The sequence below is a fragment of the Massilia sp. Soil_C_3 genome, assembly GCF_057657035.1.
Genome location: NZ_JBDGJG010000007.1, coordinates 364,957 through 377,782 on the forward strand (window position 1 = coordinate 364,957; position 12,826 = coordinate 377,782).

Annotated in this window: 14 protein-coding genes; 5 read left to right on the forward strand and 9 right to left on the reverse strand. The window is 66.8% G+C overall.

The window, feature by feature from the left end; all coding sequences use genetic code 11:
• Positions 1-170 precede the first annotated feature (170 nt).
• Positions 171-560, reverse strand: a complete 390-nt coding sequence (cueR, locus tag AC3A6F_RS16815; protein WP_487682833.1) for a Cu(I)-responsive transcriptional regulator — start codon at positions 558-560, stop codon at positions 171-173.
• Positions 561-676: 116 nt separating this feature from the next.
• On the opposite strand from cueR, the gene AC3A6F_RS16820 reads away from it, so the two are divergent.
• Both AC3A6F_RS16820 and phaP read left to right on the forward strand, forming a co-directional pair.
• On the forward strand, positions 677-883 hold the full coding sequence (locus AC3A6F_RS16820; RefSeq protein WP_487682683.1) for a hypothetical protein: 207 nt from the start codon (positions 677-679) through the stop codon (positions 881-883).
• 81 nt (positions 884-964) lie between these two features.
• Entirely contained in the window at positions 965-1,537 is a 573-nt protein-coding gene (phaP, locus tag AC3A6F_RS16825; protein WP_487682684.1) for a TIGR01841 family phasin, read from the forward strand.
• Between the two features lie 29 nt (positions 1,538-1,566).
• Here the strand turns inward: phaP and tssA are convergent, their stop codons facing one another.
• The 7 genes from tssA to AC3A6F_RS16860 all read right to left on the reverse strand — a co-directional run bounded on the left by tssA (position 1,567) and on the right by AC3A6F_RS16860 (position 8,953).
• Positions 1,567-2,553, reverse strand: coding sequence for a type VI secretion system protein TssA (gene tssA / locus AC3A6F_RS16830; protein ID WP_487682685.1), 987 nt, complete (start codon positions 2,551-2,553; stop codon positions 1,567-1,569).
• Between the two features lie 10 nt (positions 2,554-2,563).
• Positions 2,564-5,224, reverse strand: a complete 2,661-nt coding sequence (tssH, locus tag AC3A6F_RS16835) for a type VI secretion system ATPase TssH (RefSeq protein WP_487682686.1) — start codon at positions 5,222-5,224, stop codon at positions 2,564-2,566.
• Between the two features lie 38 nt (positions 5,225-5,262).
• A complete protein-coding gene (tssE, locus tag AC3A6F_RS16840; protein WP_487682687.1) occupies positions 5,263-5,733 on the reverse strand; it encodes a type VI secretion system baseplate subunit TssE in 471 nt (156 codons plus the stop codon).
• 98 nt (positions 5,734-5,831) lie between these two features.
• Entirely contained in the window at positions 5,832-6,323 is a 492-nt protein-coding gene (locus AC3A6F_RS16845) for an Hcp family type VI secretion system effector (RefSeq protein ID WP_487682688.1), read from the reverse strand.
• A 29-nt stretch (positions 6,324-6,352) separates the two neighbouring features.
• Positions 6,353-7,843, reverse strand: coding sequence for a type VI secretion system contractile sheath large subunit (gene tssC, locus AC3A6F_RS16850; RefSeq protein WP_487682690.1), 1,491 nt, complete (start codon positions 7,841-7,843; stop codon positions 6,353-6,355).
• 1 nt (position 7,844) lies between these two features.
• Positions 7,845-8,348: a type VI secretion system contractile sheath small subunit gene (tssB, locus tag AC3A6F_RS16855; RefSeq protein WP_487682692.1), complete on the reverse strand. Its 504-nt coding sequence runs from the start codon at positions 8,346-8,348 to the stop codon at positions 7,845-7,847.
• 26 nt (positions 8,349-8,374) lie between these two features.
• On the reverse strand, positions 8,375-8,953 hold the full coding sequence (locus AC3A6F_RS16860) for a tetratricopeptide repeat protein (protein WP_487682693.1): 579 nt from the start codon (positions 8,951-8,953) through the stop codon (positions 8,375-8,377).
• Between the two features lie 196 nt (positions 8,954-9,149).
• Here AC3A6F_RS16860 and tssJ point away from each other — a divergent pair, with 196 nt between their 5' ends.
• The 3 genes from tssJ to icmH are packed head-to-tail and all read left to right on the forward strand — an operon-like array spanning position 9,150 to position 11,904.
• A complete protein-coding gene (gene tssJ, locus AC3A6F_RS16865; RefSeq protein WP_487682694.1) occupies positions 9,150-9,728 on the forward strand; it encodes a type VI secretion system lipoprotein TssJ in 579 nt (192 codons plus the stop codon).
• A 56-nt stretch (positions 9,729-9,784) separates the two neighbouring features.
• Positions 9,785-11,143: a type VI secretion system baseplate subunit TssK gene (gene tssK / locus AC3A6F_RS16870; protein WP_487682835.1), complete on the forward strand. Its 1,359-nt coding sequence runs from the start codon at positions 9,785-9,787 to the stop codon at positions 11,141-11,143.
• The gene (icmH, locus tag AC3A6F_RS16875; RefSeq protein ID WP_487682695.1) at positions 11,140-11,904 is read left to right on the forward strand and encodes a type IVB secretion system protein IcmH/DotU; all 765 of its coding nucleotides are present in this window, start codon (positions 11,140-11,142) and stop codon (positions 11,902-11,904) included. Before tssK ends, icmH begins: the two co-directional genes overlap by 4 nt.
• 148 nt (positions 11,905-12,052) lie before the next feature.
• Here the strand turns inward: icmH and AC3A6F_RS16880 are convergent, their stop codons facing one another.
• Positions 12,053-12,826: an OmpA family protein gene (locus tag AC3A6F_RS16880; protein ID WP_487682696.1), complete on the reverse strand. Its 774-nt coding sequence runs from the start codon at positions 12,824-12,826 to the stop codon at positions 12,053-12,055.

Genomic DNA, 12,826 nt, shown 5'->3' on the forward strand with positions numbered 1-12,826 from the left:
GTAGACGCGCATGGTTCAGGTCCATGTGCCGCGAGGTGTGGGGGTTCGAGTCCCTCCGTGGGCACCAAAATCTACCTTGTTTTTCCGGACTTCTCGTCCCGCAAAACGCCGTAGCCTTCTCATGAGGACTACGGCGTTTTGCGTTTTTGCTCCCGTTTTGCGCCCTCTTTTCATTGCGTCGCCAGGTCGTCCAGGATCGGACAATCCGAACGATCGTCGCCATGACAGGATGTCGCGAGGCTTTCCAGCGTCCTGCGCATCGCTTCCATTTCCGCGATCTTGCGATTTAGCTCGGCGATATGCGCCAGCGCCATCGCGCGCACGTCGGCGCTGGCCCGGTGTTTATCTTCCCACAGCGCCAGCAATTCCCTGATCTGGTCCAGCGAAAAACCGAGCGCGCGGCCGCGGTGGATGAATTGCAGCACCCGCACGTCCTGTTCGCTGTACAGGCGATATCCGGCTTCGGTCCGGCGCGGCGCTTTCACCAGGCCGATCGACTCATAATGGCGAATCATTTTCGCCGACACGCGGGAAGCGCGCGCGGCGTCGCCGATGTTCAGGCTTGTGGACTGCATGGTCATTCTCCCGTTGTTTCCCGACCCAAGCATACACCTTCCCACTGTGGGAAGCTCAAGCGGCGCTTGACTTGCAGTCGAGAACGTCCGAGCATGGCCCCATGCAGATTATCCGACCCGCGGCCCTCGGGCTTGCACTCGTCCTCATCCTGTCCTCGGCCCTGGCCGGACCGGCGCCCTATTACCAATGGCGCAGCAAGCTCACCGGCGAACTGGTCTGTTCCCAGACCCCGCTGGGCGAAGGCTGGGAAAAATCAAACGGTCCCTATCGGGACATGCGTTGCGAAAAACTCATTGTTGTTAAATAATGAAAGCGGAAGGGGCGGCGTTTTGACAAACATCGCCGCCAGACTTCATTACATAACAGAGCATCCACTGAGGAGACATCCATGTTTACCAGCCCGGAGCAGTTCGCAAACGCCACAAAAACCTTGTTCGACCTGCAGATGCAGACCTTCAACGCCCTGGCCGGCAAGACCGTCAAGGGCGTCGAGCAGGTCGTCGCCCTCAACCTGAACGCCGCGAAAAGCTCGGTCGACAGCACGATGGCCGCCGGCCGCAGCATGGCCGAGGCCACCCAGGCCGGCAACCCGAAAGCCGCCTTCGACACCCTGGCCGCGCGCATGCAGCCGGCCGCCGGCGTCACCAACGCCACCGAGTACGCGGCCCAGCTCAAGTCCATCATCGACGAGATGCATAATGAATTCCGCGGCGCCGCCGATGCCCACGTGGCGGAGGCGAAGAACACGCTGTCGGCGCTGATCTACGACGTCACCCAGAACGTCAAGCCGGGTTCGGAGAACGCGGTCGAGATCATCAAGGCCGCGATCGAAAATGCTTTCAAGGGCTACGAGCAGGTAACCCAGGCCACCCGCCAGGCGGTGCAGACCGTCGAAGCCCAGTTCGAGCGCGCCAGCTCGATCGTCACACCGGGCGCCTCCAAGCCGCAAAAGCCCGAGTAATCGGCCCCAGTGCACGTCCGCATCCGGCGTCACGGCGCCGGATGTTCGATCCCCAGCAAGTCTTCCAGCCGCGCCAGCGAGGCGTCATCCTTGATCACCGAACGCAGCCAGGCGTGCAGCGGCTGCTCGCCCCAGCGCGCGGCCTTCTCGGCCAGGTAGGCCACCGGGCTGTGCGGCTCGGTGCGGCGGAAGAATTCGGCCACCTGGCGCAGCTGGGCCAGCGCCTGGTCGCGGTGCGCCACCTGGCCGTCGACCCGCACCGGCAGCGCGAGTGCTGTGACGGTGCCGCCGGATGCCGCCTCGGTCGGCGTTGACGCCGCTCCCGCCATCACCACCGGCGTGATCAAGTCGACCACGTCGCCCAGCGCGGCACGCCCGATGCTATAGCCCGGCCCATCGGCGCCGAGCTGGCCGTCGACCACCCGTTCCAGTTCCTGCAAGGCCCCCAGGCAGGCTTCGCAATCGGCCAGCAGCGCCTGCACGAAGGCGCCCTTGCTGCGCGCACGCGCCGTCTCCAGTTCGGCCACCGCGTCCGGTCCCTTGGCGCGCGCAACTTCCCAGGCCTGCAAGGTCAGCACGCCGTTCTCGGCCAGCGGCATCGTCTTGACCAGCGGTGCAATGCGCCCCGCCAGCCAGGCCAGGACCCCGATGCGGCGCTCGAAGCCATCCTCGTCGGCCTGCGGGTGCAGCCCTTCCCAGTAGCGCTCGCACAGCGCCGCCACCAGTCCCAGGCCCTCGGCCAGGCCGCGCATGCCGCCGGTCTTCGCGTTCGCCTCGGCCAGCCACACGGCCAGTTGCAAGTCCTTGCTGCGGGTTTGCAGCAAGCCGGTGCAACGCTTGCCGACCAGCTTCCAGTCGGCTTCCTTGAGCGCCGTGACCCAGGCGCCCTGCTCCAGCGATGGGTCGTCGGCCAGGCGCGCGCGCGCGATCTCGTCGACCTCGGGCGAAAACGCCAGGTCGGCGCCGCAGGGATTGTCGGGCGCGATCGGCGCCAGCAATGCATCGATGTCCATCATCGCGCCCTCCTCAGGACTGTGTCGCTTCGATCAGGTACTTGAACTTGCCGGCCTTTGTCGCGCCGACCTTCACGCGGGCGATGCCGCCGCCATGGGCCATGCGCGCCAGCACGCTGTCGGCGATCTCCGGCAGCAAGGTGCCGTTCAGGACGTTGTCGACGTTGCGGGCGCCGGAATCGACCTCGGTACAACGTTTCAATACGGCCTCCACCAGCGCCTCGTCGTACTCGAACGTCGCCTTGTGGTTGTCCAGCACGCGCGCGCCGATGCGCGCCAGCTTGAGACGGATGATATTGGCCAGCACCTCGTCGCCGATCGGGTAGAACGGCACCACCGCCAGGCGGCCCAGGAAGGCCGGCTTGAAGTTTTTCATCAGCGCGGGCCGCAGCAATTCGGACAGCTGTTCGGGCGTGGGCAGCTCGCTTGCCGGCTTATTCAGGCACGCCGACATCAGCTGGCTCGAGCCGGCGTTCGAGGTCAGGATGATGATCGTGTTGCGAAAGTCGATCTGGCGTCCTTCGGCGTCATCCATCACGCCCTTGTCGAACACCTGGAAGAACATCTCGAGCACGTCGGGATGCGCCTTCTCGGCCTCGTCGAGCAGCACCACGCTGTAGGGATTGCGCCGCACCGCCTCTGTCAGCACCCCGCCCTCGCCATAGCCGACATAGCCCGGCGGCGAGCCTTTCAGGCCGGAGACACTGTGCGCTTCCTGGTATTCGCTCATATTGATCGTGATGAGCTTGCGCTCGCCGCCGTACAGGATGTCCGCCAGCGCCAGCGCGGTCTCGGTCTTGCCCACACCCGAGGTGCCGACGAACAGGAACACGCCCTTCGGCTTGTTCGGATCGTCCAGGTTGGCGCGCGCGGTGCGCACGCGCTGCGCCACGACATGACTCGCGTGGCCCTGGCCCAGGATGCGCTCGTCCAGCATCGTTTTCAGGTTGGCCACGGTGCGGATCTCGTCCTTGACCATGCGGCCCAGCGGGATGCCGGTCCAGGCGGCGACGATCTCGGCCACCGTGTGGCCGTCGACCTGCACCGGCACCAGCGGGGCTTCGCCCTGCAGCGCGCGCAGGGCGTCGGTCAGTGCGCGCAAATCCTTCGCACCGCTGGTTTCGCTCCGGCTGCCGGAGGCCTCCAGTGCGGCACGCAGCTTGCCGATCTGGCCGGCCAGCGCCTGCTCTTCTTCCCACCTGCGCTGCAGCATCTCCTGCCCGGCGGCGGCGCTGCCGCGCTGCTGGCAGAGCGCTGCCAGCACCTCGGCATGGTCGGCGCCTGCGCTGGCGTCGCGGCTCAAGGCGCCGATGCGGGCGTCCAGCCGCTCGATGCGGCGCACACAGTCTTCGAGCAGCGCCGGCGTGGCGCTCTGACCCAACGCCACCTTGGCGCAGGCGGTGTCCAGCACGCTGATCGCCTTGTCCGGCAGTTGGCGACCGCTGATGTAGCGGTGCGACAGGCGCACCGCCTCGGTGATCGCATCGTCGTAGACCCGCACGCCGAAATGCTGCTCCATCAGCGGCGCCATGGCGCGCAGCATGGCCGCCGCCGTGTCTTCGTCGGGCTCTTCGACCTTGATCACCTGGAAGCGGCGGGCCAGCGCGGCGTCCTTCTCGAAATACTTCTTGTACTCGCCCCAGGTCGTGGCCGCGATCGTGCGCAGCTCGCCGCGCGCCAGCGCCGGCTTCAGAAGGTTGGCCGCGTCGTTCTGGCCGGCCGTGCCGCCGGCGCCGATCATCGTATGGGCCTCGTCGATGAACAGGATGATGGCGTGCGGACTCTTTTTCACTTCGTCGATGACGTTCTTGAGGCGGTTCTCGAACTCGCCTTTCACGCTGGCCCCGGCCTGAAGCAGGCCCATGTCGAGCGTGTGGATCTCGACGCCCTTCAACACGTCCGGAACGTCGCCCTGGGCGATGCGCAGCGCCAGTCCCTCGACCACGGCGGTCTTGCCGACGCCGGCCTCGCCGGTAAGGATCGGGTTGTTCTGGCGCCGCCGCATGAGGATGTCGATCGCCTGGCGGATCTCCATGTCGCGCCCGATCACCGGGTCGACCTTGCCGTCGCGAGCGCGCGCCGTCAGGCAGGTGGTGTACTGGTCGAGGGCCGGCGTGGCGCGGGCAGCGGCCTGGGTCAGGTCGGAAGCCGCGTCCGGCCCGGCGTCCACCACTTCCTCCGTCTCGAGCGCGGGCGCCTCAAGCGAGCCACGCGTCAGGCGCTCCAGGTCGTGTTTCAGGCGGTCGAGCGGGAAGCGCGCGAACAGCTTTGATGCGCGCTGCGCCAGCTGGGCCAGTGACGGTTCGGTCAATAGCGCCAGCAACAGGTGGCTGCTGCGGATGCGGTTCGGCTGGCCCGAGCCAAGTGAGGCGATCAGCCACGCATGCTCGAACAGCAGCGGCAGGTGGCGCGAGAACACCGGCGTGCGCCCGCTGCCGGTGGCGAAGCGCCCCACTTCGCGCCGCAGGTCGGCTTCCAGGCCGGTCAGGCTGATGTCGCACTGGCGCGCGATCGCGGCCAGGTCGCTGCCCGGCTGCTCGATCAGGCCCAGGAACAGGTGCTCGACGTCGACCTCGTACTGGCCCAGCCCCATGCAGATGCTGGCGGCGCGGGTGGCGGCGGCGCGGGTGGTGTCGTTCAGCTTGGAGATGAGCGTCTTGAGGTTGATGTCCATCGTGGCTCCCTTATTGTAGTGGCGTGGTGGCGCCGCCTTCAGCCCCTGGGCGGCCGGGCGGTGCAATTGATCTCGTAGTGCAGCGACGACGGCTGCAGCACCGCATTGAAGTTGACCGGTTCGAGCAGGCCGTCGACGGCAAGACGTGCGTGGATCGCGAAGTGCAGGCGGTTGACGTCGCCGGCCTCGGGTTCGAGCACGGCGCGCGCATCGAGCAGGCGCGGTTCGTGGGTGGCGATCGCATCCTCGATGCTGGCGCAGACGGCAGCGCGGTCGACGCTGCTGGTCAGGCAGAAACCGGCGAAGTCGATCAGGCCGTAGTGCAGGATCGAGGTGCGCGCCGCGGGATAGCCTTCGAGGTGGGCGACGTCCAGCGCGATGCGGGTATTGAGCAGGGCTTCCAGGTCGCGCGCGACGCTGTCCTTGAGTTGCTCGACGCCCAGCGCGGCGCCGGCCGCGCCGTCGTCGACCATCAGGCGGTCGAGCAGGCCCGGTGTGAAGCCTTTCATGGTGCCTCCCGGGGAATGTCGGATGCGCGGCAGAACACGTGAAAATGCGGCGGCGACCGACGCGCAGCCGCCGCGCGCACAAGAACGACGAACGCCGCTCAGACGATCTTGTTGGCCGCCAGGTCCCAGCCGCCGGAGGTGTTGCCGCCGGCGCCGCCGGTGACCTTCTGCTGGGTGTACTTCCACTTGATCTTCGAGAACTTCAGGCCGACCGATTCCTGGATGATGCTGCCCTCGGCCACGCTGGGCTTGATGCCGCCGATCAGGACGTTCTCGAGCTCGATCTCGAAATACTTGATGCGCTCGCCCTGGCCATCGGCGCGCATGAATTCCAGCTTGGCTTTCGGGATCGTCTTGCCGGCCGAGCAGGTTTGCAGCAGGATCGGCGACGCCAGGTCGGCCAGCTTGGTCAGCGCGATCTCCTGGTGCTCGCAGCGTTCGGCAGTGTGGCCGCCGCCGGTGGACGCGGTGGCCGAACGCGGCTGGCTCACGCCCCACGCCACCGAGGTGCATTCGATCCAGTCCTTGTGCTTGTCGTCCATCGATTCGCCCTTGATCCCGTCGATCTGCAGGTACACGTCAATTGCCATGCTCTACTCCAAGTAAGTTAATAAGGGTTCTAGCTTTTGGTCGACTGCGGCAGCTCCGCGACCAAACGGAGCGAAACAGAGAGTTCATCGAGCTGGAAGTGCGGGCGCAGGAAGGACACGGCGCGGTACACGCCGGGGCGGCCCGGCACCTCGGACACCTGCACGCTGGCTTCGCGCAGCGGGAATTGCGCCTTCTGGTCCTGGCTCGCGTTATCGTCGAGCAGCACATATTGGGTCAGCCAGCGGTTCAGGTAATCCTCGACGTTGGAGGCGGCGGCGAAGCTGCCGATCTTGTCGCGCATCATGGACTTCATGTAATGGGCGATGCGCGAGACGGCGAAGATGTACTGCAGCTGCGACGACAGCACGGCATTGGCATTGGCCGCCTCGTTGTTGTACTTGCGCGCCTTCTGGGCCGACTGGGCGCCAAAGAAGGCCGCATACGAGGTGTTCTTGCAATGCACCAGCGAGATGAAGCCCAGGTCGGACAGCTCCTTCTCGCGGCGGTCGGTGATCGCGACCTCGGTCGGGCATTTCAGCGCCACCTCTCCCTCGTCGGTCTTGAAGGTGTGGGTCGGGAGGTTTTCCACCAGGCCGCCGCCCTCGACGCCGCGGATCGCAGCACACCAGCCATAGTCCTCGAAGGCGCGCGTCAGGCGCGCGCCGAAGGCATAGGCCGCGTTGCACCACAGGTATTTGGAGTGGTCGCTCCCGTCCACGTCCTCGACGTAGTTGAAGCCCTCGGTCGTCATGCCGTCGGCCGGGTGGTAAGGCAGGCGCCCCAGAAAGCGCGGCAGGCACAGGCCGACGTAGCGCGAATCCTCCGACTCCCTGAACGCCTTCCACTTGGCGTATTCGACGGTGTCGAACACCTTGGCCAGGTCGCGCGGCTTACCCAGGTCGCCGAAGCCTTCGACGCCGAACAACTCGGGGCTGCTCGAGGTGATGAAGGGTGCGTGGCTGGCCGCGGCCACGTGCGACATCTGCTCGAGGAAGTAGATGTCCTCGGGCTGGCGCGAGATCTCGAAGTCGCCGATCAGGGTGCCGTACGGCGCGCCGCCGAAGGTGCCGAATTCTTCTTCGTAGATCTTCTTGAACATCGTGCTCTGGTCGAACTCCATGGCCGACTGGAAGTCCTTGACCAGCTCGCGCTTGCTGGCATTGAGCATGCGGATCTGCAGGTTCGCGCTCGTGGTGCTGTTCCTGACCAGGTAGTTCAGGCCGGTCCAGCTGCGCTCGAGCTTCTGGAATTCGGGCGCATGCATGATGCTCGACAGCTGGTCGGAGATCATGCGGTCCAGTTCCGCCAGGCGCGCGTCGATGGTGGCCGACAGGTTGGACGAGATCACCATCGTCCCCTGCATCACCTGGGTCACGAGCTCCGAGATCAGGTCGCGCGCCCGTTCATGCTCGCTGCTCGATGCCGCCACGCGGCTTTCTTCGACGATCTGGTCGAGCAGCGAAGCGTCCAGTTCCGGGATCGCCGCTGTCGCTTGGGTGGATTCGAATACCGCCGCCATCTCACTCCCCTTTGCCTGGTTTGCGCAGGCTGTCGAGTTTTTCGGTATTGCCCAGCACCTCGGTCAGGATGTCTTCGAGCTTGTCGTTCCCGGCCAGCTTGTTGCGCAGGTCGGCCAGCTTGGTGCGCGCTTCGAGCAGCCCGGCCAGCGGCGCCACCTGGCGCACCACCGACTCGGGGCGGAAGTCGTCCATCTCCCGAAACTGCAGCTGCACCCCGAACTGGCCGCCGCCAGGCGACAGGTGGTTGTCGACCTTGAAGGTGGCGACGGGCGCGACGGCGCCCAGCACCTCGTCGAAATTGCCGGCGTCGACATTGACGAACTTGCGGTCCTTGAGGCGCTTCTTCTCGGCCTTGGGATCGAGGCCGAAGTCGCCGACCACGCCGACCACGAAGGGCAGCTCCTTGTTCTCGATCGCGTCGCCGATCTCGACGTCATAGGTCATCTGCACGCGCGGCGCGCGCACCTTCTGCAAGCGTTTTTGTACGCTTTCGCTCTTGGCCATGTCGACTCCAGTGGGGGAAGATGGGGTTACTTCAAAACGTCGAACGGACTGGCGTTGCCGGCCGCCGGGCGCGGCGGGGCCGCCACCGCCGGCTGGCTCGGGGTCCTGCGGGTCGACGCCGGGCGCGCGGCCGGACGGGTCGTGACCAGCACCTCCTCGCCCAGGCTGGTGCGCAGCAGCTTGGCCAGGTCTTGCGCTTCGCTGCGCACCGAACCCTGCAGGTTGTTCTTGCGCGTCAGGTCGGCCAGCGCCTTGCTGGCCACGCGCAGGCCGCTGACGGCCAGGATGCTGTAGGCCAGCGTGTCGTCGGGATCGCGCGCCAGCGCTTCCTGCGCGCTGCTGATGGCGTCGCCGTACTGGGTGGCGTCGAAGCGGATCTGGGCCATGCGCACCCAGGGTTTCTTGTCGACCGGATGCGCCACGCTGGCCGCCTTGAGCAGGCTGACGGCCTTGTCGCTCTGCCCGGCCGCGAGTGCGGCATCGGCTTCGGCATAGATGTTGTCGGACACGGCGGCGCGCTTGGCGGTCGTGCCCGTGCCGTCGGTGACGCACCCGGCCAGGGCGGCGCCCGCGACCAGCAGGGGTAACAGGCGTTTGCGGAACATGTTCGTCTCTCCAGTGGGTGAACAAGCCCCCATTATTCGCATCGCCCTTTCCGAGAAGTTGTGCACTGTCAATGAAAAGCGAGTTCAGCAATGGACCGTTGGATATCGCTTGCGTTTGCGCGGTGTCAGCCCGGCCTGGCGCGGATGGGTTTCAATCCAACCCTGGTGCCTTAAGACAATTGCGAGGAGATCGTTGATGAGGACGTTCAACCGGGTCGGCCTGCTGATGGCGGCAACCGCGCTGGCAGTGGCGCTTGCCGGCTGCGGCGGCGCCGCGCTGGCGCCGCTGGCGGGCGTGGCCCTGGAAGCGGCCGGCCTGCGCAAGCCGGCCGAACTGCCCGAGTCGCAAAAACCGCCGCGCAACGTGCCGCTCAAGCTGCACGCCGCCACGCGCCTGAACGTGGACGCGCGCGGCCAGCCGCTGGCGCTGGCGGTGCGCCTGTACAAGCTGCGCCAGAAGGACGCCTTCGAGGGCGCGCCCTACGCCACCTTCCTCGATCCGCGCCTGGAACGCGAAAGCCTGGGCGCCGACCTGGTCGAGGTGCGCGAGATCATGCTGGTGCCGGGCCAGCGCTACGAGGTGACGGAAAAAGTCGCGCGCGAAGCCGGCCACGTCGGCATAGTCGCCCTGTTCCACACCCCGGCCTCCGGCCGCTGGCGCACCGCGGTCAGCAGCCTGGACGCCGAACGCGACGGCCTGAGCGTCGGGCTACACGCCTGCGCGATGAGCGTCGGCTCCGGTACTGCGGCGCTAGGCTCTGTGCGCTGTCAATAATCGTTTGTGACTTTCCTGCAAGCTAGTCCTTTCTGAACGGCGAGGAGGCGATCGTGATGCCATCCAAGGTCTTATGGGGCGAGGGATTGTTCCTGCGGCCCCAGCATTTCCAGCAGCAGGACCGCTACCACGAGGGGCGCCTGAACCAGACCGCCTGCGCCTTGCACCCGTATTGCTGGGGCGTGCGCAAGCTGGCGGTCGACCTCGACGCGCTGCGCAGCGACATCCTGCGCATCGACGAGCTGTCGCTGCTATTCCCCGACGGCGAAGTGGTGCGCGCACCGGGCGACGACGTGCTGCCGCCGCAGGTGCGGCTGGGCGACCTGCCGCCGGCACAGCAGACGGTCACCTACCACGCCGCCCTGCCGGCGCTGCGCACGCACGGCGACAACTGCGCCAACGGCCTGGACGCCCTGGAGACCATCGACGTGCGCTTCGGGCGCATCGACCGCGAGACCCAGGACTTGTATACCCAGGCCGCTGACGCCCCCGTCACCTACCTGCGCAAGGCGCTGCGCCTGGTGGCCGACAGCGAGCCGCTGGAAGCCTACGAAAGCTTTGCGCTGCTGCGCCTGCGGCGCGTGGCCACCGGCGGCTTCGAGATCGATCCCGGTTTCATTCCGCCCAGCCTGTCGATCGACGCCGTGACGATGCCCGGCGCCGGCCTCTACATCGGTCTGGCGCGCCTGATGGAAAAGCTGCTGGCCAAGGTCAATGCGCTGTATGGCGACCTGCGCGAGCCGAGCCGCAACGTGGTCGAGATCCGCGGCGGCGACGTGTCGTCGTTCTGGCTGCTGCACACGGCCAGCGCCGGCTATGCGGCGCTGGCCCACTACCTGCACCACCGCGAGCTGCACCCCGAGCGCCTGTACGGCGCCATGCTTGAACTGGCCGGAGGACTGATGACCTATTCGCGCAGCTACCGGCTCGAAGACCTGCCCTCCTACGTCCACGCCGATCCCGGCCCGCAGTTCGCGCGCCTGGACGGCATCATCCGCGACCTGCTCGACACCGTGATCTCGTCGCGCTACTTCACCATCGCCCTGCACAAGGACCGCACATCCTACTACCACGGCGCGCTCGACTCGGGCCGCATCAACGCCCAGACCACCCTGTATCTTGCGGTAGCGGCCGACATGCCGGCGCTGCGCCTGGTCGAGGCGGTGCCGCTGCAGTTCAAGGTCGGCTCGCCCGAAGACGTCGACAAGTTCGTGCTGTCGGCCCTGCCCGGCGTGAAGCTGGTGCATGCGCCCCAGGTGCCGAGCGCGATCCCGGTGCGGCCCGACACTTATTATTTCGTGCTCGAAGGCCGCGGCGCGCTGTACGAGGCGATGCTCAAGGCCCAGGCGATCTCGGTGTACGTGCCGAGCGGCATGCGCGAACTGCGCCTCGAACTGATCGCGGTGTCGGCATGAGCGCCTTCGTCGAGCGCCGCGCCGCGCCCAGAGGCGAGGATGGAAAACTCGCCAACCGCCGCCAGCGGCTGGTGGACATCATGTACGAGGGCTTCCACGCCCTGTTCCTGCTCAAGAACGGCTGCGGACCACAGGACAAGGGCGCCTTCGCCGACAATATGACCGCCTTCCTGGCCGACGTCGACCGCAGCGCCAAGGCGCTCGGCATCGCGGCCGAAGACGTGACGGCGGCCAAGTACGCCTATTGTTCTGCCGTGGACGAAATCATCCTGCGCTCGAGCTACGAGGTGCGCGAAGCCTGGGAAACCCGTCCGCTGCAGCTGCGCGTGTTCGGCGACCAGCTCGCCGGCGAGCATTTCTTCCGCCGGCTGGAAGACTTGCGCGCCAAGGGCGCGCAGCAGGTCGAGGCGCTGGAGGTCTTCCATATGTGCCTGCTGCTGGGTTTCCAGGGCCGCTATGCGCTGGACGGCAAGGACAAGCTGGACTACCTGGTGGCGCGCCTGGGCGACGAGATCGCCCGCATGCGCGGCCGCACCCGCGGCTTCGCGCCGCACGCCGAACGGCCGGACCAGGTGGTCAACCGGCTGCGCAGCGACCTGTCGCTGTGGGTGCTGGCGTCGGTGTTCACGCTGGCCGGCCTGGGCGCCTACGTGGGCTTTCGCACGGTGCTGGGCAACGAGTCCGAGTTCGCGCTGGCGCACTACAATGACCTGGTCAAGCTGCCGCCGAAAGCGGCGCACGTGACCATCACGCTGCCCTGATCAGCTTTTATCGTTAGCGCATGCACGTCGTCCCCGCGGAGGCGGGGACCCAAGCTTGCGTGCGGGTCTGAATCGCGGTTAGGGCTACGCACAGGCGCTTGGGTTCCCGCCTTCGCGGGAACGACGAGCTATGGAAACGAGCCAGGTACTACTGAATCACCTTGAACTCGATGCGCCGGTTGCGCGCCTTGCCCTCCGGCGTGCGGTTGTCGGCCACCGGCCGGTCGGGGCCTTCGCCCGATACCGCGATCGACTCTTGCGCGATCCCCTGGCTTACCACATAGGCCTTGACGGCCTCGGCGCGCGCCTGGCTCAGCGACAGGTTGCCGGCGCGCGAGCCGGCGTTGTCGGTATGGCCGATCACCTCGACCTTCACGCCATTGAGCTTTTTCAGGGCCGCCGTCATTCCGTCCAGCACCTCGGTGCCGGCCGGGGTCAGGGTCGCCTTGCCCGACTCGAATTCGATGATGCGGTCGGCAAGCGCCGCATCCAGCACGCCTTGCTGCGACACGGTCACCCGCAGGCCGTTATTGACCGTATAGGTCGGATTGAGCCGCGCCGCGATCTCGCCGGCGATCTGCTGGCGCTGGGCTTCGCTGGCCACGTCTCCGCGCAGGCTAACGCTGTTGCCCTCGACTTTCAGCTGGCCGCCCTTCACCAGGCGCAGGCTCGGCCCGATCAGGCTGCCCACGTAGTTGTTCCAGTTGGCCGGCGTCGACACGGTGCCCACCGACAGCTGGTCGACCACGCGCTGCGCGCCATACACGCCGCGCAGGCGCTCGAGCAGCGCGGCCTTGGCGGCTTCGTCGGCGACCATGCCGCTGACCACGACCGGGGCGTCGGCCGCGCCGGGCGGCGTCTGCGCGGCCAGCGGCACGATAACGGCCATCCCAAGAAAGAGCAACGAGATGCGGGCTTTCAT

Bases quoted from the DNA above. Each gene is read 5' to 3' on its own strand.
- AC3A6F_RS16820 (WP_487682683.1), top strand. From the start codon at position 677: ATGCAGATTATCCGACCCGCGGCCCTCGGGCTTGCACTCGTCCTCATC.
- phaP (WP_487682684.1), top strand. From the start codon at position 965: ATGTTTACCAGCCCGGAGCAGTTCGCAAACGCCACAAAAACCTTGTTC.
- tssA (WP_487682685.1), bottom strand. From the start codon at position 2,553: ATGATGGACATCGATGCATTGCTGGCGCCGATCGCGCCCGACAATCCC.
- tssH (WP_487682686.1), bottom strand. From the start codon at position 5,224: ATGGACATCAACCTCAAGACGCTCATCTCCAAGCTGAACGACACCACC.
- tssE (WP_487682687.1), bottom strand. From the start codon at position 5,733: ATGAAAGGCTTCACACCGGGCCTGCTCGACCGCCTGATGGTCGACGAC.
- AC3A6F_RS16845 (WP_487682688.1), bottom strand. From the start codon at position 6,323: ATGGCAATTGACGTGTACCTGCAGATCGACGGGATCAAGGGCGAATCG.
- tssC (WP_487682690.1), bottom strand. From the start codon at position 7,843: ATGGCGGCGGTATTCGAATCCACCCAAGCGACAGCGGCGATCCCGGAA.
- tssB (WP_487682692.1), bottom strand. From the start codon at position 8,348: ATGGCCAAGAGCGAAAGCGTACAAAAACGCTTGCAGAAGGTGCGCGCG.
- AC3A6F_RS16860 (WP_487682693.1), bottom strand. From the start codon at position 8,953: ATGTTCCGCAAACGCCTGTTACCCCTGCTGGTCGCGGGCGCCGCCCTG.
- tssJ (WP_487682694.1), top strand. From the start codon at position 9,150: ATGAGGACGTTCAACCGGGTCGGCCTGCTGATGGCGGCAACCGCGCTG.
- tssK (WP_487682835.1), top strand. From the start codon at position 9,785: ATGCCATCCAAGGTCTTATGGGGCGAGGGATTGTTCCTGCGGCCCCAG.
- icmH (WP_487682695.1), top strand. From the start codon at position 11,140: ATGAGCGCCTTCGTCGAGCGCCGCGCCGCGCCCAGAGGCGAGGATGGA.
- AC3A6F_RS16880 (WP_487682696.1), bottom strand. From the start codon at position 12,826: ATGAAAGCCCGCATCTCGTTGCTCTTTCTTGGGATGGCCGTTATCGTG.